The 19582-nt window shown below is 52.9% G+C and carries 20 protein-coding genes; 15 read left to right on the top strand and 5 right to left on the bottom strand.

Annotated features, from left to right (window positions below):
- Positions 1-49 precede the first annotated feature (49 nt).
- The 6 genes from HMPREF1292_RS09445 to HMPREF1292_RS09420 all read left to right on the top strand — a co-directional run bounded on the left by HMPREF1292_RS09445 (position 50) and on the right by HMPREF1292_RS09420 (position 5299).
- A complete protein-coding gene (locus HMPREF1292_RS09445; RefSeq protein ID WP_051137391.1) occupies positions 50-1867 on the top strand; it encodes an ABC transporter substrate-binding protein in 1818 nt (605 codons plus the stop codon).
- A gap of 84 nt (positions 1868-1951) precedes the next feature.
- Positions 1952-2803, top strand: a complete 852-nt coding sequence (locus HMPREF1292_RS09440) for a PIG-L family deacetylase (protein ID WP_021353036.1) — start codon at positions 1952-1954, stop codon at positions 2801-2803.
- A gap of 92 nt (positions 2804-2895) precedes the next feature.
- Positions 2896-3165, top strand: a complete 270-nt coding sequence (locus HMPREF1292_RS09435; protein ID WP_152514628.1) for a hypothetical protein — start codon at positions 2896-2898, stop codon at positions 3163-3165.
- A gap of 22 nt (positions 3166-3187) precedes the next feature.
- Positions 3188-3520 (top strand): ferredoxin, encoded by a 333-nt coding sequence (fdxA, locus tag HMPREF1292_RS09430; protein ID WP_021353038.1) that lies wholly within the window; start codon positions 3188-3190, stop codon positions 3518-3520.
- An 85-nt stretch (positions 3521-3605) separates the two neighbouring features.
- Positions 3606-4700, top strand: coding sequence for a succinyldiaminopimelate transaminase (gene dapC / locus HMPREF1292_RS09425; protein WP_021353039.1), 1095 nt, complete (start codon positions 3606-3608; stop codon positions 4698-4700).
- Between the two features lie 95 nt (positions 4701-4795).
- Complete coding sequence (locus HMPREF1292_RS09420) at positions 4796-5299, top strand: GtrA family protein (protein ID WP_126849698.1); 504 nt, start codon at positions 4796-4798, stop codon at positions 5297-5299.
- Between the two features lie 54 nt (positions 5300-5353).
- Here HMPREF1292_RS09420 and dapD read toward each other — a convergent pair whose 3' ends face one another.
- Positions 5354-6325: a 2,3,4,5-tetrahydropyridine-2,6-dicarboxylate N-succinyltransferase gene (gene dapD, locus HMPREF1292_RS09415; protein ID WP_023019682.1), complete on the bottom strand. Its 972-nt coding sequence runs from the start codon at positions 6323-6325 to the stop codon at positions 5354-5356.
- 144 nt (positions 6326-6469) lie between these two features.
- Positions 6470-7876: an amino acid permease gene (locus HMPREF1292_RS09410; protein WP_023019681.1), complete on the bottom strand. Its 1407-nt coding sequence runs from the start codon at positions 7874-7876 to the stop codon at positions 6470-6472.
- A gap of 309 nt (positions 7877-8185) precedes the next feature.
- On the opposite strand from HMPREF1292_RS09410, the gene dapE reads away from it, so the two are divergent.
- From dapE to HMPREF1292_RS09380, 6 genes are all read left to right on the top strand, one after another.
- Entirely contained in the window at positions 8186-9403 is a 1218-nt protein-coding gene (gene dapE / locus HMPREF1292_RS09405) for a succinyl-diaminopimelate desuccinylase (RefSeq protein ID WP_369707485.1), read from the top strand.
- Positions 9404-9545: 142 nt separating this feature from the next.
- Positions 9546-10307, top strand: a complete 762-nt coding sequence (locus HMPREF1292_RS09400; protein ID WP_051137479.1) for a TIGR00730 family Rossman fold protein — start codon at positions 9546-9548, stop codon at positions 10305-10307.
- Positions 10300-11124 (top strand): dihydropteroate synthase, encoded by an 825-nt coding sequence (folP, locus tag HMPREF1292_RS09395; protein WP_023019678.1) that lies wholly within the window; start codon positions 10300-10302, stop codon positions 11122-11124. The genes HMPREF1292_RS09400 and folP overlap by 8 nt, the downstream gene beginning before the upstream one ends.
- Positions 11121-11978 (top strand): glucosyl-3-phosphoglycerate synthase, encoded by an 858-nt coding sequence (locus HMPREF1292_RS09390; protein ID WP_021353046.1) that lies wholly within the window; start codon positions 11121-11123, stop codon positions 11976-11978. Before folP ends, HMPREF1292_RS09390 begins: the two co-directional genes overlap by 4 nt.
- A gap of 121 nt (positions 11979-12099) precedes the next feature.
- Positions 12100-12393, top strand: coding sequence for a DivIVA domain-containing protein (locus HMPREF1292_RS09385; RefSeq protein WP_198010707.1), 294 nt, complete (start codon positions 12100-12102; stop codon positions 12391-12393).
- A 13-nt stretch (positions 12394-12406) separates the two neighbouring features.
- Positions 12407-13288: a methyltransferase domain-containing protein gene (locus HMPREF1292_RS09380; protein WP_021353048.1), complete on the top strand. Its 882-nt coding sequence runs from the start codon at positions 12407-12409 to the stop codon at positions 13286-13288.
- Between the two features lie 41 nt (positions 13289-13329).
- Here HMPREF1292_RS09380 and HMPREF1292_RS09375 read toward each other — a convergent pair whose 3' ends face one another.
- Positions 13330-14805, bottom strand: coding sequence for a GH32 C-terminal domain-containing protein (locus HMPREF1292_RS09375; RefSeq protein ID WP_023019676.1), 1476 nt, complete (start codon positions 14803-14805; stop codon positions 13330-13332).
- 110 nt (positions 14806-14915) lie between these two features.
- Complete coding sequence (locus HMPREF1292_RS09370) at positions 14916-15545, bottom strand: O-methyltransferase (RefSeq protein WP_023019675.1); 630 nt, start codon at positions 15543-15545, stop codon at positions 14916-14918.
- 319 nt (positions 15546-15864) lie between these two features.
- Here HMPREF1292_RS09370 and sigE point away from each other — a divergent pair, with 319 nt between their 5' ends.
- Both sigE and tatB read left to right on the top strand, forming a co-directional pair.
- Entirely contained in the window at positions 15865-16491 is a 627-nt protein-coding gene (sigE, locus tag HMPREF1292_RS09365; RefSeq protein WP_023019674.1) for an RNA polymerase sigma factor SigE, read from the top strand.
- Positions 16492-16952: 461 nt separating this feature from the next.
- A complete protein-coding gene (gene tatB, locus HMPREF1292_RS11435) occupies positions 16953-17525 on the top strand; it encodes a Sec-independent protein translocase protein TatB (RefSeq protein WP_023019672.1) in 573 nt (190 codons plus the stop codon).
- Between the two features lie 69 nt (positions 17526-17594).
- Here the strand turns inward: tatB and HMPREF1292_RS09350 are convergent, their stop codons facing one another.
- Positions 17595-18719 carry an Mrp/NBP35 family ATP-binding protein gene (locus HMPREF1292_RS09350; RefSeq protein WP_021353054.1) on the bottom strand — a complete coding sequence of 375 codons (1125 nt, stop codon included), beginning with the start codon at positions 18717-18719 and terminating at the stop codon, positions 17595-17597.
- Between the two features lie 64 nt (positions 18720-18783).
- On the opposite strand from HMPREF1292_RS09350, the gene HMPREF1292_RS09345 reads away from it, so the two are divergent.
- Complete coding sequence (locus HMPREF1292_RS09345) at positions 18784-19530, top strand: hypothetical protein (protein WP_023019671.1); 747 nt, start codon at positions 18784-18786, stop codon at positions 19528-19530.
- Positions 19531-19582 lie beyond the last annotated feature (52 nt).

Below are 19582 nucleotides of genomic sequence, written 5' to 3'. Positions count from 1 at the left end.
GCGCAGATTAGGAAATGCCGCCGCGATAGGCGCGGATAAAAATTGGGTGATGAAAGTCACCCGGAGCTATAGATTTCCGTTAATCATCGTGGCTGCTGCTGGTTTATTGACTTCATGCGTGGCCAACCCAGGGCCACCACCGATCGAAACCGGACAAGAAGCTGAATCTAGTGCGGCGGATGTAGCCCGTGGTGATGCCAAGGCAAGCTCTAATTCCTCGGAAAACCACGGAGAGGCGGATCATGGTGCAAAAGAACGTTCAGGAGGCCGCCGCAATTCGGTAGAAGAATCCCAAGTAGGCATTGGGATTGACCCAATACACAACGGGCTGAATCCACATTTGCAGGCGAACCAACAAGCCGTCGTCGATGATATTGCAGCATTGGCCTTGCCATCTGCTTTTGTGAACGGCGAAATTACGGAATTATTGGACTCGGCCGAAGAAGTGGAACTAACAGGCGTGGACACAGACGCCGTTGCCACAGAGCCCAAACCGGAAGGTGCTGAAGACCAAGTCGTCGTGCAGCGAGTCCGTTACGAAATCGCACAGCAAGCGCAATGGTCTGACGGAACCCCAATTACCGGCGAAGATTTTATTTATTTGTGGCAGCAGATGACGACAACTCCGGGTGTGGTGCGCGCTTCAGGATATTTTGCAATTTCGGACATCACCTCTACCGCCGGGGGCAAAGTGGTTGAAGTTGCTTTTTCCCAGCGTGTACACGACTGGCAAGAATTATTCCATTATCTCTTGCCGGCGCACTTGATGAATGCCCCGTTCGCAGCAGTAAGAGAAATACCTGCCAGTGCAGGTCGCTACCAAATCGACAGTGTTGATTGGGCACGTGGCAAGCTAACATTGCATCGTAATGATCGATTCTGGGGTGCCGACCCGGCCAACATCGACGTGATTGAACTGACAGAGATTAGAAACCCCAGGCAAGGGCTTGATCTCATGCGTTCCGGCCAAATATCGTTTGCAGATCTCACCCCTGAAGAAACCACATTCCTTGCCTACAACTCGTTGCCGGGAACACAGGTTTTCCGCTTCAATACTCCGAGGCAAATGCAGATTGATTTGTTGACGCAGTCACCGATTTTTAGCCAACAATTGGCTCGATCCGAGTTTGCCAGATTGATTGATAGACCCGAGGTAGCCGTACAAGCGGCTGGTCGACGAACGGACGTGAGAGTCCCGGGATATGCAGAATCCGTCGCCCATAGTGAAACCCGAGGTGAGGAAGCACCCGATGCCAACAAAAACACTATTGACGGTGACGCGACTGCCGCGCAAGTGGAACGGTTACGCGAAAGCAGCACTCTGCAGCGTCCACTAAGGATTGCCGCTGATCCCACCGATCCCGTTGCTAGTGCTGCGGCGGCTGCAGTGGTTGATAAGTTGGTCGCGGTGGGAGTCCATGCTGAGGTCGTTGCAAATGATTTTGCTGCTATCGCCAGAGAAATGGTACCAAATGGGGACGTCGATGCAGTGGTGAGTTGGCAAGATACGAGTGCTTCTTCTGTGAACCTCGCCGACGAACTACTCTGTCGTGCCCCGGGGTTGAGTACTGAGAAAGCCGCGTGGATTCCACAGTGTCTACCAGATTTCGACGATGCGTGGATTCAGGTTCTCGAAGGCAGCGTAGATGCCGAATACGGACTTGATTTAGTTAGTAGCTTAGATTCCGAATACGTATTGCAAATTCCTGTGCTCGATGAACGAAGAATCCGGGTTCTGGGCAGTGGGATTATTGGCCCGGAAGAACAGTTAGAGCGGTGGCCAGCTGGGCTGAAATCGGCTCCACAGTGGCGTTTATTGGCTGCTGGGGATAAAGCCGGTGTGGGCGGTGTTGGTCGAGGGCTCTAGATAGAAAACCCGCAAGAAGGGTAGTACGTGGACTGGGTACAATCAGATTTCACGGTACCCGGCCCCTATCCTCGGAGGAAGATAATGAAGGTTTTAGCCGTCCACGCGCATCCGGATGACGAATCTATTTGGACAGGCGGGGCGTTAGCGCGGTTTGCTAAGCAAGGCGCCGAGGTCACAGTGCTGACATGCACGAATGGCGAGGAAGGCGAAATTATTGGCAGGGCGGAACTCGTTGATGATCTGGCTCAATTTCGTTTGGGCGAACTGGCAGAAGCGCTAGAGGCCTTACAAGTTTCTGGCCAACGTTTGAATCTGCGAGACTCCGGTATGGCCGGGGCTGAGTCCGCGCAGCATCCTAAGGCATTGGTAAATAATACCGAACAAGCGGCAGCTGCTATAGAGGATTTTCTCCGGGCCGAGGAGCCTGATCTGGTGATTACCTATGGCCCTGACGGGGGATATGGGCACCCTGATCACATTGCCGCACACAATGCTACGCACGAGGCGTTGTCTCGGGTTCATGCATCTGGAATTGATCCTGAAGTGTGGTGGTCAGTGTTGTACCGGCAAGACGTAATAGATGGGCAGCAACAGTTTGTTTTGCCAGAGGGGTGGCAATGGCCGGGTCAGGAATATTTATTTAACGGAACCGATGATTTTGTCGATGTCGGCTTGGAACTCAGCCCAGCTGAAGTGACTGCTAAACGTGAAGCAATGGCAGCACACGCCACGCAAGTTTGGATCGCCGACGGAAGAGCTTCGACCGTCAATCCGGATAGGGTGGTGGCCTCTCATGATGATGCCATTGCCGGGGTATACGCCTTGTCGAACCTATATGCTTATCCCATTTTGCGAACTGAACACTACCAGTTGCCGTTTGGTCCCGGACCGGTTGCTCGAGCACAGGAGCAGCACCGGTGGGACAACGCGTAATACGAACCGAATTCAGTCGTAGTGAGGTTGTCGGGGCACTAGCCTGGCTCTGTACTTTTGCCGCAATAGGTGCGGTTTTTTGTCTCTGGTATTTGCCCGCTACCATCACAGTAGAGGTTACGAACCTGCCGTGGACTATTCCATTAGCCTACGGCTTGGTCATGGTTTTGGTGAAAACCGCCACGTTGTGGTCGGCAAACTACCTTATTCAGCTACTGCCCGCGGTAGTCTGGGTGGGAGTAGTTGGGCTGATGTCGCCCACGTCAGCTGCGGTCGCGTACGTGGTGGCTTTGGTATGTGCCGTCTTAGCAGGAGCAGCTTGGTCGGTCATCAAAAACCACAAAGCTGTCGTACCGAAATAGTGAATATCAATCAGGAGAGCCCATGACTTATATCATTGCCCAACCGTGTGTGGATGTGATGGATCGCGGTTGCGTGGAAGAATGCCCGGTCGACTGCATCTATGAAGGCAAGCGCATGCTGTACATTCACCCGGATGAATGTGTGGATTGTGGTGCTTGTGAGCCAGCTTGTCCAGTAGAAGCAATTTTTTATGAAGACGATACCCCTGACGAGTGGGAAGAATATTACGATGCCAACGTCGGATTCTTTGATGACCTCGGCTCACCAGGTGGTGCCGCTGGCTTGGGGCCACAAGACTTTGACCATCCAATGATTGCCAAGCTTCCGCCACAAAATCAAGACGTGGACGCCTAATTGGCTACTTGGCGCGCTTGCCTGGCCAGGGAGAAAAATCCCTTAGCCCACGTCGGTGAATAACTAGCGATTAAGGACCAAAATCATGATGCGTACCCCTTCTCTTCCAGATTTTCCGTGGGACAGCTTGACCGACGCGAAAAAGATTGCGGAATCGCATGCCGACGGGATCATTAACTTATCGGTTGGAACCCCAGTCGACCCAGTAGCCCCAGGCATCCAGCTGGCATTGGCAGAATCCGGTTCCGCACCAGGATATCCACAAACTGCTGGCACTGCGCAGCTACGCGATTCGATTTCGTCTGCGCTGCGGCGTAGATATCACATGCACGTAGAGGCAGTTTTGCCGGTCGTCGGAACAAAAGAAGCGATTGCCTGGTTACCGACATTGCTGGGCGCCAAGTTTGTGGTGATACCGGAGCTGGCGTATCCGACCTATGAAGTTTCTGCGCGCTTGGCAGGAGCAAATGTTCTTCGTGCAGATTCTTTGACACAGATCGGCCCAGCGCGTCCCGATTTGCTGTTTATCAATAGCCCATCGAACCCAACTGGTAAAGTTTTGGGCATTGAGCACCTGCGCAAAGTGGTGGGGTGGGCGCAATCTCGCGGTGTCATTGTCGCGTCTGACGAATGCTATTTAGGTCTCGGGTGGCAGTCTGCGGGAGAAGACGAACCACTGTCTATCCTGGATCCGAGGGTGTGTGACGGTGATACTACCAACTTGATTGCCATTCATTCCTTATCGAAAACTTCTAATCTCGCATCGTATCGGGCCGGATATTTGGCGGGAGACCCGAAAATTATCGACGCTTTGCTGCAGGCACGTAAGCACGCTGGTCTTATGGTTCCGGGGCCAATTCAGGCAGCGATGGTGGCAGCCTTGGACGACGACGCCCATGAGTTAGCACAAAAACAGATTTACGGTGAACGGCGAGCTAAGCTTCTTGGCGCGTTATCGGACGCTGGTTTCCGGATTGATAATTCTGAGGCCGGGCTGTATTTGTGGGCGAGCCGCGATGAGCCCTGTCGTGACACTGTGAACTGGTTTGCGGAGCGTGGCATTCTCGTTGCTCCCGGAGACTTCTACGGCCCTAAGGGTAAAAACCATGTGCGTATTTCGCTGACCGAAACGGATGAGCGTATAGCAGCCGCGGTTTCGCGATTGTGCTCTGATAAATAGTGGCTTGGTCAATCGTCGAAAGGGACTTTGTGGCCGAAACTTCTCCGAAGACGGTGCAGACGTTAGCGAGCCTCCGTCAGTTTATCCAATTTGGGATGGTCGGTGGCTCCGGAGTGATCGTCAACCTCACCGTTGTATATATTTGCAAAAAATTCGCAGAGGTGGTCTTTGCGTTAAACGAGCGTGAGGTTTTTCTGCCACTTTTGGGCACTGATTTCAACATCCGCTGGTATAACGTTTTTACCGTGGTGGCGTTCGTCATTGCGAATATTTGGAATTATCAGTTGAACCGATCGTGGACGTTTAAAGGCGTGTCTTCGGTGGGGTGGATTCGCGGGCTTGTGCCATTTATGATCACTGGTATTGGTGCTCTTGTGGTATCACAGATTGTTTTGGTGCTGCTCATGAACCCAGGCTCGCCAATTGCACTCTCAGAAAGTGTCTTTGACGATTCCACTGGGCTGCGCACGAAGTTTTATTGGGCCAGTGCGCTGTCGATATTGGTTTCTATGCCAGTTAATTTTGTGATTAATAAATTTTGGACTTTCCGAAAAAGCCCAAAGGGGAGCCGAGTGGTTCTCGACTCCCCAATATCTTAGGTTGCGGTGCTTTCCGTCACCGGAAGCTATGCCGCAGCGCTTTGGTTTTAGCCCTTAATTATTGTGTAGTTCCTCGTTGAGCTGGACCGCCGAAGCCTTCCATTCGGTGGCCTCCACAGAACCGGAGACTGAATTGCGGCGGTACAAAATACCGCTGGCACCACTAAGGGTGCTGGCCTTGACCGTTGATCCATGAGACACTCCGATGGCTTCGGCTACCGGTCCGAAGACGGTGAGCTTTGTGCCACCGGTGATATACAATCCGGCCTCTACGACGCAGTCGTCGCCCAAGGAGATACCGATTCCGGCATTAGCACCAAGTAAGCAGCGCTTACCGACGGAGATAACCTCTTTTCCGCCACCGGAAAGAGTGCCCATGATCGAGGCTCCGCCGCCGACGTCAGAGCCATCATCTACGACTACACCGGCAGATATCCGGCCTTCGACCATGCCGGAGCCAAGAGTACCGGCATTGAAATTGACAAAGCCCTCGTGCATGACGGTGGTACCTTCTGCGAGATAAGCGCCGAGGCGTACCCGGTCTGCATCACCAATGCGCACTCCTGATGGCACTACGTAATCGACCATACGCGGGAATTTATCGACAGAGTAGACGGTAACTGGGCCACGGCTTGCCAAGCGGCCTCGGACCATTTGGAAATCTTCCACTGCGCATGGTCCGTAGTTAGTCCACACAACATTTGCTAACAGGCCGAATAAACCCTCTAGGTTCTGCTCATGGGGTTTGATCAAGCGGTGAGATAGCAAGTGCAGGCGCAGGTAAGCGTCGTAAGTATCCTTGGGGGCTTGGTCTAAATCGGCGATGTCAGTACGCACACCTATACGCGCGACCCCTCGCTCTTCGTCTGGACCCACCAGGTCGGCGAATTGTTGGGGAACCTCGTCTAGTTTGCTCGTTGTGCTGGAGGAGACGGATTCTCCGAGCTTTGGTGCGGGATACCAGACGTCGAGGACGGTGCCGTCATGAGTGACAGTCGCGAGTCCACGTGCCGATGCTGAAGTCATAGAAAAGCTGCTACCTATTCTGTTTCGGAAACTGTCAAAGCAAGTCACAAGCGCGCAAGTCACAACTGTGCATGTCACAACTGTGATTGCGGGTGCAATTGTGGCTTGCTATCCGAGTTCGAGCATACCCGAAATATTGTGGTTTTATTGCTTAACGACGTTGGATAGGCCTTTGCGTTTGCGGTTTTGTCCCACGAATATCGAAATGATGAGCAACCCCGAAAGCAGTACAGCGACTGCTAGTAGTTGACCGCGCGCTCCTGGGTCGGTCAGCATGAGGATCATGATGCCAGCCAGCGCAGCCAATGAGATATATGCGTCCCATGGGTAAAAACCGGCGTTGAGTTCTCCCAGTTCTCCGTTGCGCTTCATCACTGGGTGCAATTTCAAGTACGACAAAATGGTGAGAATCCAAATTACCAACAAGCATCCGCCCACGGCGTTGAATAAGAATTCCAGTAGCCCAGGTGGATTCCACCATTGCAGCGCGACTGAACCAAAAGCGAAGATAACTGAGAGAACGACCGCGTTTTGTGGTGCTGATGCCTTGTTGACCTTGGAGAAAGTTGCTGGGGCATTTCCATCGCGGCTCATGTTAAATACCAGGCGCGAGGTGGCATAGATCTGTGCGTTGAAAGCTGAAAGCAGAGCGATAACGATGATCAATTCCATGAATCCAGCTGCCCCAGGGATATTAGCCATGGACAGAATCTGGGTAAACGGTGAATCTGCAGCAACGTCTGCGTCTTGGATGGAATCAAAAGGTAAGAGCAGTGTGATGACCAGTACGGATCCGATATAGAAGAAAAGAATACGGAAAATGATCGCATTGACTGCTGTCTTGACGTTTTTTGCTGGATCTTCTGATTCCGCGGCAGCAATGGTCACTAGTTCGATGCCACCGAATGCGAAAGCAACTGCCAATAGGCCAGCGGCAATGCCGGAGAGACCGTTAGGGGCAAAGTTTTCAATGAACTCGCCGGGGTTAGCGCCTGTAGCATTCGGCCACAAGCCGAAAATCAGTAGCAAACCTATGCCAATAAAACCAATGATCACCACAATTTTGATGATGGCGAACCAGAACTCAAATTCACCGAAACCACGGACGTTAGCGAAGTTCACCAGAGCAAAAAGAACAACAACGACGAGGGCCGGAATCACTGGTGCAATACCAAACCAGGCACCAATAATCGCTGATGCTCCGGTGATTTCCGCTCCCATCACCATGACTAACATGAACCAATAAATCCAGCCGTTGGTGAATCGTGCCCAGTTACCGAAAGCCATGCCAGAAAACGTCGAAAAAGAGCCCAATGATGGCCGGGCGGCGGCCATTTCACCCAACATGCGCATGATCAGGGTGACAAGAATTCCGGCGACGATATAGGACAGCAATACTGAGGTGCCGGAAATTTGGATTCCCAGACCGACCCCTAAGAACAGCCCTGCACCGACAGCAGAACCCAGCCCCATCATGGTCAGATGGCGGGTTTTCATCAGGTTCGCGCCCTGTTTTTTCGCTGGTGACGCCCCAGCTTGTGGTTGCGACATGAGTTGCGCCTTTCTTTTTCTCTTCGGCCGGTCCCGCTATGGCCGGTCGATCTGCGTCCGATGGCTCCGGTGACTGTTGCTTAAAATGAACAATCGCTTTGCAGAATACTCAACACCCTAGTCCAGAACGTTTTCTTGCTCACGATACGGGGCGAAATAAATGCCGGTTACTTGTCCTCGGATGGTCCGGATCGTGGACTCACGAGCAAGAAAATATGCTAGTTGCTGCGGTATCGAAGGGGAGTGAACCGGCAGTTTGTGCAAAATAGGGTGCGAATGCAGACCGCAAGCGCGGTAGGCTTGGGCACTGTGAAGACACCACTCGAGCAAAAACATCAGTCGTCTAGTGAACAAGAAGATAGCTCGCGGAATTCCGGGGAGCAGGCTGTGCCGTACTTAGATTTCGATGCTGACCCAGTCTCTTTGACTGCGGCATTGGTAGACATTGCATCACCGTCCCATGATGAAAAGAATATTGCTGATGCCATCGAATCCGCGCTCTACGCAGTTCGGAAGCATGCAGCAATCGATTTTGTGGTGCAGCGTTATAACAATACGGTCTGCGCAAAAACCAATACCGGGCGTGATACCCGCGTTGTTCTCGCAGGTCACGTGGATACCGTTCCTATTGCGGATAACGTGCCGCACCATTTGACTGAGGATGCGAATGGGCAAACAATCATGCATGGCTGCGGAACTACCGATATGAAATCTGGTTTGGCTGTTTACCTACACGTTTTTGCGCGGTTGGTAAAAACCGGCAATCTTTCGTGCGATCTCACGATGATCGCCTATGAGGGCGAAGAGGTAGCCACCAAGTACAACGGTCTGTACCATCTGCAACGCGATCACCCTGAGTGGTTGGCTGGCGACCTGGCACTACTGGGTGAACCATCAGGCGGCATGATTGAAGCCGGCTGTCAGGGAACTCTGCGGTTGAAAATCTCTGCGCGTGGACAACGCGCGCACTCTGCTCGGTCATGGTTGGGATCGAATGCAGCCCATACTCTGGCGCCGGTGATGGTCAAAGTCGCCGATTATGAGGCACGTAAAGTGACGATTGATGGCTGTACTTATCGCGAGGGCCTCAATATTGTGCACCTGGAAGCAGGAGTTGCGACAAATACTATTCCGGATGATGCATGGATGTTCGTGAATTTCCGTTACGCCCCGGACCGTAGTGAAGACGAAGCACTCGCACACGCACTCGAGGTATTGGGGCTTAGAAATCTCGCCGACGATTCGCTACTGAGCGTGGAAATTGATGACAGTGCAGGCGCAGCGTTACCAGGCCTGGGGGCGCCCGTCGCTAAGCGCTTATTAGAAGCGGTAGGCGGAAATTATCGCGCGAAACTTGGTTGGACCGATGTAGCTCGGTTCAGTGCGCTAGGTGTGCCAGCCGTCAACTTCGGTTGCGGGGACCCAGGATTTGCGCATAAACGCGATGAACAATGCCCGACAGCGCAGATTACCCAGGTAGCGCAACAACTTGTTGACTACCTCCAGAAAGAGGAATTACCTTCCTAATATGGCTGCAGAAACCCCCAAAGAGCGTTCAGTGCCCCCGCATGAACAATGTTCCCCGCATGCAGATTACTCCGCCCACGAAGCTGACAATAGTGATGCAAGGCGTGACGGCGATGCAAGGCGTGACGGCCAGCGTCGGGAAATGAATATGCGGGGTCCGGTGATCACGCGCGACGAAAACCTTTCGCAATCAACTTATGACCAGCGCTTATTGGAACGCAGTGCTGACCATGACTGGATGCATGCCGACCCCTGGAGGATCTTACGCATCCAGGGCGAATTTGTATCTGGCTTTGATGCCTTGGCGAAGTTGCCGAAAGCGGTGACGGTTTTTGGTTCTGCCCGAATCCCACGCGGGCAGGAATACTACGAGTGGGGCGAGCAGATCGCTGCCAAACTAGTTGAGAATGATTACGCAGTGATCACCGGGGGTGGACCAGGATTGATGGAAGCCGCCAATAAAGGAGCCTTCGAATCCGGTGGCCGGTCCGTGGGGCTAGGCATCGAGCTGCCATTTGAACAGCAGCTTAATGACTATATTGGGTTAGGTATTCATTTCCGCTATTTCTTTGCACGCAAGACCATGTTTTTGAAATATTCCCAAGCATTCGTCTGCTTACCTGGAGGTTTGGGAACGCTCGATGAGTTATTTGAAGTCCTGTGCATGGTGCAAACCAAAAAAGTTACTAGCTTTCCGATCGTGCTTGTCGGGAAGCAATTTTGGTCTGGCCTGGTGGATTGGTTGCAGCAACGTCTGGTCGCAGAAGGCATGATCGATCAGGCCGATCTAGATCTCTTCATCGTGACTGACGACGTAGACGAGGCTATTGCCCATATTGTGCGCGTCCACGAACGTTTTACTGAGACGAACACCGCAGATAGTAAGGCTAGAGTTGATGACTGAGATCATGGCGATTATTAATCGCACCCCAGATTCGTTTTATGATAAAGGCGCGACTTTTGCCGAAGATTCCGCGTTGGCACGTGCACAACAAGCCATTGCCGATGGGGCGAGCATTATCGATGTTGGAGGAGTAAAAGCTGGGCCCGGTGACGACGTTGATGCTGCAGAGGAAATCGACCGGGTAATCCCAACGATCGCTGCTGTGCATGAGCTAAACCCTAACGTCACCATTTCTGTGGACACCTGGCGTGCTGATGTTGCCGAGGCAGCGATTGGCGCCGGAGCTAGGCTCATTAACGATACGTGGGCCGGATATGACCCAGAACTCATTGAAGTTGCCGGGGCACACCGGGTCGGATACGTTTGCTCGCATACCGGAGTCAACACTCCGCGCACCCGCCCACATCGCGTGCACTACGACGACGTGGTAGCTGATGTGATTGCACAGACCACGTCATTAGCAGAACGTGCCGTAGCCTGCGGTGTGCCGGAAAATAAGGTCTTCATTGACCCCACGCATGATTTCGGAAAAAATACCTTTCATGGGCTGGAATTATTGCGCCGTTGCGATGAACTTGTTGCGACCGGATGGCCGGTTCTTATGGCACTGTCGAATAAAGATTTTATCGGCGAAACATTACAACGAGCGCCTCGTGAGCGAGTCGTCGGGACACTGGCAGCAACCGCATGGGCTGCTGCTCGTGGTGTAGCAGCTTTCCGTGTACACGAGGTGGCAGAAACTCTCGATGTCATTAAAATGACAGAAGCAATTGCAGGTTTACGCGCGCCTGAAGACACCATTCGCGGGCTGTTATGATGCAGGCTACCGACTTCATGCACCGCGTAAGCGTAGTGATCCCCGCACTGGATGAAGAAAATACTGTTGGGCAAGTAGTGGCTGCAATTGCTGCAGAGCAGCCTGGAGAAATCATCGTTATCGATGCTGATTCTTCCGATGCCACTGCCCATCGTGCGAAAATTGCTGGTGCCAAGGTTATTAACTGGCAGGATGCTGCGCCGGGCCGCGGTGTGCCAACACAGCCAGGCAAAGGAGAATCGTTGTGGCGTGGAGTTGCAGAAGCACGCGGTGATTATGTCGTATTTGTCGACGCCGATTTGGTAGAGCCCCCTGCTGAACTAGTCAGCAGACTTGCGCGACCATTGGCAGAAGATAGTACCAAGCAACTTGTGAAACCAATCTATCGTCGGGGCTACCAGGGGGCCGATAGTGGCGGCGGACGGGTGACGGAACTAACTGCGAAACCCCTGCTAAGGCTACTATTTCCGCATTTGGCACACATCGCGCAACCTTTGGGTGGGGAATATGCGATTCGACGTTCGGCGGCGTTAACGCTTCCTTTTGTCGGTGGATTTGGTGTCGAAGCTGGATTGTTGATCGATATTGCTGGCGCCTATGGTGCTGCTGCTATTACTCAGGTAGAGCTAGGTACCCGACATCATCGGAACAAACCCCTGGCAGAATTAGCCCCAATGGCAGATGTAGTTGCAGCCACAATCCTTGGACGGGCCGAACAGTATCCTTGCCTTGGTTCAGACGAACTAGGACGAACTACCGAAGCGACACATTTAAAGTTGAATGGGGCAATATCAGCGCTAACGCAGACACAAAGTCTAGAACGCCCGAGTCTATCTGACTATGGGGTCTGCTAAACCGGCATGAGCATTCTAGATAATTTCGTAGACTACTAACGACAAGGAATAATTCGGGCCGATGTTTCTATCATGGATTTTTCTAGTGCTCATCATCGCGGTTCTCGTAATATTGGGAATTGTGCTCTGGGCTAAATTTTTCGGCATTCATGACTTGGCAGCCCACCCTGGTACCGCACAAAGCAGTGGGGACTCTGCAGATGCTGCACACCAAGAGACGGAGAGCCAGATTGTTTCTGCTAACCGAAGAGCTGTCGCACACGGGCAGCTTGCAGCGGTGGAATTTTCGGTTGTGCCGCGTGGCTACCGTGCGGATCAAGTTGATGCGGTACTAGCCGAATGTCAAGCAGAAATAGACCGCCTGCGTGCGCAACAAGCCCCGCATGCACAACGTGCACAGGATACTGAGAGATAAAAGGAAGAATGAGATGCTCCATGAGGTAGTTGACCTGCTGGCTGATCCGAACGATGGGACAGCGTTGCACGGGGAAGATGAATTTCGCCGTCTAGTATCCGAATCTGGCCATAGTTTCGACGTTGCTAAACAAGGCTACGTTACGCTGCTTCCGGGGGCGGGCCGCAAGCACGATGGTGATAGCGCAGCAATGGTGCAAGCGAGGGAAACGTTTCTTTCGCACGGGCATTTTGCGCCGTTTGTGGAGGCCGTCACTTCTGCGATGGTGGCGGCGGTTGATTTGGCTAATACTGCAGCATTGACCGGTAGCGATCATGCCCCGGTAGTTATTGAGTCGGGCGCAGGTACTGGATATTACTTGTCACATACTCTCGATAGCATTGCAGGAGCACGCGGGATAGGGCTGGATATTTCCACCCCGGCCGCGAAACAACTAGCTAAATGCCATCCGAAAGCAGGAGCTGTGGTCGCAGACGTGTGGCAACGGCTACCAATCGCTAGCGCTTGCGCTGATGCTCTTTCTGTGGTTTTTGCTCCACGGAACATGCCGGAATTTGCACGGGTGCTCAAACCTGGTGGTCAACTGGTTGTGCTGACTCCCCATGCTGGGCATTTGCAAGAATTGCGGGAACCTTTGGGCATCGTTGACGTGGAAGAAGACAAGGTTGCTCGGCTACATGACCAAGCCGAAGGACTATTAACTTCATTGGACGATCCGACGTTCGTCGAATTTACGATGCGTTTGGATAAGTCCTCGATCAGCGCCCAGATTGGCATGAGCCCGTCCGCGCGCCATATTGCTGCTACAGACTTGGAAAAGCGTTTAGCGAAACTACCGGAAATCATGACAGTGACTGCGCGGGGGCGCGTGGACTGCTTCAGCAAACCCGCTTGAGCGCAGCTCTTCACATGCATCGAGCATGGGGGAGTTTAAATTTAGGAAGCGCTGCGGTGCCAGTCGCGCTCTATTTTCGCATGCCCAGTAGTTTTAGCTTCAATCGCAGAGCATCCACCGTCGAAATATACGCGCGAAGTCATTGCCACGCAGCCGCCATCCGCGAAAACTTCGACCGTGGAACCATCAACAATGATGGTCAAAGAATCGCTGTCGCCATCGGCAAGTTCTGCTACAGCGGGGGCTTCGTCCCGGTATCGATCACTAGGACCGACGCTACGGTCAATGCTTAGCGTGTCACCGGAATGCGTGATACGGGCAGTTTCTTTGCCGTTGGAGTCCATTAACGACACCGTTAGAGCGGAACCTTCATCGGCCGGAACCTCACACAAAACGGTGTAGCCATGTGCTCGCTCAGATGCAGATATAGCTTCCGGTAGCCCAGCAGGTGGTGTTTGGTACAGCAGACCGTCCTGCAGAGAAATCATGCGTGGCAGCGTTAAAGCATTCGCCCAACCTTCGTCGGTAAGCGAAGGATGCTGGGTTGGATCGTCGTGTCGACCTACCCCGTTGATGAATCCAAAGAGAGCGGCTTCTGTGTAATAATCAGCCGGGTTTGTCGAGTTATTCGTGGATCCCCGCAGGGTAGTGCCTGTGGTCATGTTGGTGTTGCGTGGGCGTGTGAAATCATGGCCGTGGTCGATACGGCGGAAGCCACTGCGCACATGGTAGGTTGTCCCGCGTAACGTGCCGACGAGGTAACCGGAAATATCCACGCCAGCGCGCTCTAGAGTGAGCAATAAAATATCATAGATTTCGCCGTCGACCTCATCACGCAAACGCAAAATACGTGGGGCAACGATAGTGGAGAGCTGGCCTTCTTCCGGGGAAAGATCTAAACCGAGCTCACCCTCAAATTCCAGTTCCCCTTGGAAATCCCAAGACTGACCATCCTGCGACGTGGCGATAACCGGGGTAGGAGTCTCCGCATCACCAGTTAAAGCCAACATCAACCAGCCAGCATGCCCAGCTTCTCGATTGACCGGGGTTTGCCAATTCGGAACCACACACGGTGAACGGAAACGTTGGAAACCTTCCTGATTTTCGAGCACCGCCGAGACACGATTGATCGCTGGGTTTAAGGCTGTGTGTTCTTCAGACAGCGGGCAATCCGCGGTAAGCTCATTCATCTTTGCGAGCTGAATGTTCGTGCCACCGGAAGTTACCGAAGTGAAATATAAGTTGGCATCTTGTGTGCCGTCCCCGTCGATAGGAACCACAGAACCGGCACGAACCGTCAGCTCCCCTCCGACCGGTGCTAATACGTCATCGCATTCGAACCAAGAGAACGGATCACCTTGAGAGATCGTATGTGCCCAGCGTGCCGGTCCCGGAACCTCGGGGCGGTATTGATAGAACACGTGCCAATCATTACCGTCGAGCAGAACTCCAGCAGGGGCATCTAGCACGCCACGTTCCGGGGTGATGTGGAGTTCCGGTCGATGGATCTCAGTCATGATTTCTCCTTGGGTCTTTGAACTCACGACCAGGGTAGTGATGTTTGTAATGTCTTGCAGCAGGAATGCCTGCTAAAAGTGGGTCACTGCAGGTCAGGATAGGTTTGTGCTTACAGTTTTGTGACCAGAGTCAACCCTGAGCCCAGGGGTAGGCGGGTGACGATAGCGTCGTCGAGTTTCCTGCAGTATTCATCTGCGGTTTGTGCAGCGTGGGTTGCGCGGTCGTTGCGTGAGGAGTCACCAATGGTGCCGTCGAGAAGCGAATTTGCCAGAACTAAGGTGCCTCGGCGCCCCAATAATGGCCAGGCGGTTTCGACCAATTTCGGGAGATCGGTCGACGGTACGTCGGCATAAATCACTTGGTACGAGGCTGCAGCCAATCTTCCCATTACGTCGAGTGGACGTGACGGTAAGAAGCGGATTCGCGAAGCACTGTATCCGGCTTCCCGAAATGCATGTTTGGCATGTCGCTGATGTTCCACCTCGGGGTCAATGCAGGTCAAAACTCCTTTTTCGGGTAAGCCTTGCAAGAGATATAGGCCAACCACGCTTGACGCTGGGCTGACTGCGATTACGCCTGCGCTTTTTGGGTTGTCTGGATGCGTGGCGCTTGCAGCGAGGGTGGTTAAAAGTTGCCCGACAGTAGCATCCGGGGCAGGCAGCGAATATTCCTGGGCGTGGGCGAGTGCAGCCTGCAGGCCTTCAGAAACCACCGCGGTGGAGTCAATATATCCGAGCATGGCTGAGACTGGTGAAGTGTGCGGAGAATTCTCTGAAGTAGACACACCAACAGTCTAAATATTTTTTGCAGTATACGCTGCAATGTGGCGCGGGTGATTAGCGAAAACCGTTGCTAAACGCCTTTAGTTAAATTTTTCCCAAGCAGCAGAGAGTGTTCATAGTCCTCTCCAGCGTGCTTTGCTGTGTTATTTTGCTGAAGACTTTGTCTGTAGTGTTTCTCGGTTGTTGCGGTGCATAGCGCCTGGTTGGTGCTGTTAGTGGTTCACAGTGATAACACAGGTAGTAGGTTGGCTTTCTTGAGAGACTTGTAGCACAATCATGCTTATGACGATCCAGGATGGCGCCCCAGGGAGCATAGAATCCACCGCGGAACTGCGCGGCACCGAAGCATTCGATGAAGGTGTTGGTGCGATGCCAAACTGGGACGAGTTAGTGGTTGAGCACGCTGATAGCGTCTACCGCTTAGCGTTTCGTTTAGCGGGAAATCCACAAGATGCTGAAGACCTCACGCAAGAGACATTCATGCGTGTATTCCGCTCGCTGCAAAATTATCAACCCGGTACTTTCGCTGGTTGGTTGCACCGGATCACGACCAACTTATTCTTAGACATGGTGCGGCATCGCTCCAAGATTCGTATGGAATCGCTACCAGAGGATTATGAGCGTTTTGCTGGTAACGGTATGACGCCTGAACAGGCTTATAATGTCGCCAATTTGGATCCTGCGTTGCAAAAAGCATTGGATGAGCTTGCACCGGATTTCCGAGTCGCAATCGTTTTGTGTGATGTCGTAGGGATGAGCTATGAGGAAATTGCCGCTACGCTGAGTGTGAAGATGGGCACCGTGCGTTCCCGTATTCACCGCGGGCGTTCACAACTGCGTGCCTACCTAGAGCAAGAAGCGACCCACAACGAAGAAACCCAGATCTTGCTGCGTACACGTTAGCAATGTGGACGTGGCTAACCTGAGTATTCACGAGGGAGGCGAGTCAATTTTTATCATGACGCCTGCAGAATCCGGCCCGGAGAAAAAGAAGCGTGTCGCAAAACCCCGCCGTCGATTCGACCATCTAGGACCTGAGGCCATCACCGCGTTTGTGGACGGGGAAATGACACGCAAATCAGAACACAACGCACGGGTACATCTTGTGCTTTGCGAAAGTTGCCGTGCTGATGTCCATAGACAACGTCGCGCAGCCCAGGCTTTGCGTAGCTGCAACGGTGATCAGCAGGTGCAAGTGCCTGAATCGTTGTTACACCGACTGCGAGGGATAGCGGATGTATCTAACGATTCCCAATCAGATGATGCCCGATGTGAAAAAACACAGTCCGATTTGCTGCGTCGTCTTGAAAAGTTGGGACGTACGGTGCTTCGAAATCGCTCCGACTAGACGCTAAACTAGTTTCGTGTTTTCCAATATCGGTTGGTCGGAGATTGCCGTCATCATTGTGGTGGCGATTATCGTCATCGGTCCCGAGCGTTTACCTGGGCTATTACAGGATATTCGAGCCGCGGTATTTGCCGCCCGTAAGGCCATCAATAATGCGAAAAAAGAACTTAACGGCGAGTTCGAAGAACTCGGCACTGAGTTTGAACAATTCCGTGCACCTCTTGAAAAAGTTGGTCAATTGAGCCGTATGGGCCCGCGTGCTGCTATCGCGAAGACGCTTTTCGACGAAGACGATGACTTCTTCAACCAATTTGACCCCCGCACCATTTTGAAAGAACAGGGGCGCGGGAAAGATGCTGCTAGCGGACTGGGCTCTGCAAAAACGTCTCAGGGCCAAGAAAAGCGTACCCAGGTGCAGCCGGAGCATAAGCATCGCTTAGAAAGCTCCGGAGGTGACTCAGCCGGTAAACAGCGGGCCGGAAACCAGGAAAATACCATCGATGAGCAGGCTCGCCGACCCCGGCAATCAGGCACAGGTCATCAGAACCCCGGCGGTAAAGCGGAATTTAACTGGGCTGATGTGATTTAGGCTGGCGAGGTGCCGTACCTAAATGATGCCCCAGCGGAGAAATTATCCCGTGGAGCAACCCTGCAGAATTTAATTAACCCCAAGGTTTAGTGGCTTGCCAGCCAGTGACGTGCGTCGTTTCGCTAAACCGGCAGCGATTTTTGTGATTTCTTTTGCAGCCGGGCTGTCGGGCTCTGCCAAAACCACGGGGGTGCCTTCGTCACTGTGTGAACGCAAAGGGGGATCGAGTGGCACTTGTCCCAGCAGCGGAACTTCTGTACCTACCAGTGTAGTTAGGCGTTGAGCAACGATTTCTCCGCCACCGGAACCGAAGATGTCCATTGTGGAACCATCCGGCATCACCATGGCGCTCATATTCTCGATAACGCCGGCTACGCGTTGCCGCGTCTGTTGGGAGATCGATCCTGCACGCTCTGCGACTTCTGCTGCTGCCGCTTGTGGCGTAGTGACTACTAACAACTCGGCGTTAGGAATCAACTGCGCGACTGAGAGCGCAATATCTCCAGTTCCCGGTGGTAGATCCAACAGCAGAATGTCGAGATCGCCCCAGAATACGTCGGCAAGAAATTGTTGGATTGCACGATGCAGCATTGGGCCACGCCACACGACGGGGGCGTTACCTTCCACAAACTGCCCGATGGAAATAAATTTTAGGTTATGGGCTTGCGGAGGCATGAGCATATCGTCGATCACGGTCGGAGCCTCAGTAGATCCCAGTAAATTGGGCACAGAATGGCCGTAAATATCGGCGTCGACGATGCCGACTTTTAATCCTTGGTTTGCTAGCGCAGCCCCCAAGTTAACAGTCATTGACGATTTGCCGACGCCGCCTTTACCCGAAGCGACGGCGAAAACTCGCGTGGTGCTTTCTGGCTTGGAAAACGGGATTTCTGGTTCGCGCTGCGATCCACGCAGGGAGTTACGTAACTCCCTGCGTTGTTCATCGCTCATGACATCAAGCGATACCGAGACATTCTCCACGCCGTCGACTTCGGCAACGGCTGCCTGGGTATTCGACTGAATTGTCGATTTCATCGGACACCCAGAAATGGTGAGGTACACCTCGACATTAACGTCGGCGCCGTCGATTGTTATGGATTTCACCATGCCGAGATCAGTAATTGGTTTTCCGATCTCCGGGTCTTCGACGCGCGCCAAGGCTTCGCGGACTGCTGATTCTGTAATGGCACTCATTATTACCCATCTTAGTCCTGCTAGTTAATCTGTAAACTGCACAGCGTGGCTAGGATGAATAACGATGAATAACGTGAAAAAACGCTCGCTTGTAACTGTGCTGGCAACCACCGTGCTGTTGACTGCATGCTCCTCACCAGAGAATGTTAATCAGGTTGAGCAGGCAAACAATAAAGAGCAATCAGATTCTCGTACCGCCGCAGCTGATGCTCAAGACCGTGCAGTGCGCATTACTGCAGACAGTTCATCAACCGAGCAACTCTTGTGGGCGTATATTTACCGTCAAGTACTTCGTGAGTCTGGCCGTGAAGCCCACGTACTCGGCGACGACGCCGTTAGTACCGCGGACCGCTGGGAACAGTTGCAGACCGGAAAAGCAGATTTCATGATTACTTGTACTGGAAAATTCGTGGAAGACACGAGCCCGGTACTCGCGAAGGAGCTTGCCAGCCAGCAAGATGAGGACGAACAGCGTGATCCTAACGCGACGGATATTCACGAACACTTACACCGTGAGGTTATGGGCCTTTTACCGGTGCATATCGTGACTACCAATCCGTCATCTGCTGAAGGCTGTCCGGATGCAGAATTGGATCTTCCGCAAGATTTCACACCACTGTTTAGCTCTCGTTTGTTTTCCCGAGAGGAATTTGGAGCAATTGAGGGCGTTACTCGGCTGATCGATAAGCGGGCCTTGGAAGAACTAGAAGACAAGCTTGCCGACGGTCTCAGCGCCGAGGATGCGGTCGGGCAATGGGCTAGCGTCAACGTAACTGGGGAATCCCTAGATTCGGTTAGCGACGAGGCTTGATTGCACGAGGTTGGGGCTTAGCGTCTGTAAAGCCGCGCAAGCTTCGGTAGGG

This window comes from Corynebacterium sp. KPL1995 (assembly GCF_000477935.1).
GTDB classification, from domain to species: Bacteria; Actinomycetota; Actinomycetes; order Mycobacteriales; family Mycobacteriaceae; genus Corynebacterium; species Corynebacterium pseudodiphtheriticum.
The sequence above is the reverse complement of the archived record's forward strand: the minus strand, read 5'-3'. Positions and strand labels throughout refer to the sequence as shown.

Excerpts from the sequence above, each read along its gene's own strand:
- HMPREF1292_RS09445 (WP_051137391.1), top strand. The coding sequence starts at position 50 with ATGAAAGTCACCCGGAGCTATAGATTTCCGTTAATCATCGTGGCTGCT.
- HMPREF1292_RS09440 (WP_021353036.1), top strand. The coding sequence starts at position 1,952 with ATGAAGGTTTTAGCCGTCCACGCGCATCCGGATGACGAATCTATTTGG.
- fdxA (WP_021353038.1), top strand. The coding sequence starts at position 3,188 with ATGACTTATATCATTGCCCAACCGTGTGTGGATGTGATGGATCGCGGT.
- dapC (WP_021353039.1), top strand. The coding sequence starts at position 3,606 with ATGATGCGTACCCCTTCTCTTCCAGATTTTCCGTGGGACAGCTTGACC.
- HMPREF1292_RS09420 (WP_126849698.1), top strand. The coding sequence starts at position 4,796 with ATGGTCGGTGGCTCCGGAGTGATCGTCAACCTCACCGTTGTATATATT.
- dapD (WP_023019682.1), bottom strand. The coding sequence starts at position 6,325 with ATGACTTCAGCATCGGCACGTGGACTCGCGACTGTCACTCATGACGGC.
- HMPREF1292_RS09410 (WP_023019681.1), bottom strand. The coding sequence starts at position 7,876 with ATGTCGCAACCACAAGCTGGGGCGTCACCAGCGAAAAAACAGGGCGCG.
- HMPREF1292_RS09400 (WP_051137479.1), top strand. The coding sequence starts at position 9,546 with ATGAATATGCGGGGTCCGGTGATCACGCGCGACGAAAACCTTTCGCAA.
- folP (WP_023019678.1), top strand. The coding sequence starts at position 10,300 with ATGACTGAGATCATGGCGATTATTAATCGCACCCCAGATTCGTTTTAT.
- HMPREF1292_RS09390 (WP_021353046.1), top strand. The coding sequence starts at position 11,121 with ATGATGCAGGCTACCGACTTCATGCACCGCGTAAGCGTAGTGATCCCC.
- HMPREF1292_RS09380 (WP_021353048.1), top strand. The coding sequence starts at position 12,407 with ATGCTCCATGAGGTAGTTGACCTGCTGGCTGATCCGAACGATGGGACA.
- HMPREF1292_RS09375 (WP_023019676.1), bottom strand. The coding sequence starts at position 14,805 with ATGACTGAGATCCATCGACCGGAACTCCACATCACCCCGGAACGTGGC.
- HMPREF1292_RS09370 (WP_023019675.1), bottom strand. The coding sequence starts at position 15,545 with ATGCTCGGATATATTGACTCCACCGCGGTGGTTTCTGAAGGCCTGCAG.
- sigE (WP_023019674.1), top strand. The coding sequence starts at position 15,865 with ATGCTTATGACGATCCAGGATGGCGCCCCAGGGAGCATAGAATCCACC.
- HMPREF1292_RS09350 (WP_021353054.1), bottom strand. The coding sequence starts at position 18,719 with ATGAGTGCCATTACAGAATCAGCAGTCCGCGAAGCCTTGGCGCGCGTC.
- HMPREF1292_RS09345 (WP_023019671.1), top strand. The coding sequence starts at position 18,784 with ATGAATAACGTGAAAAAACGCTCGCTTGTAACTGTGCTGGCAACCACC.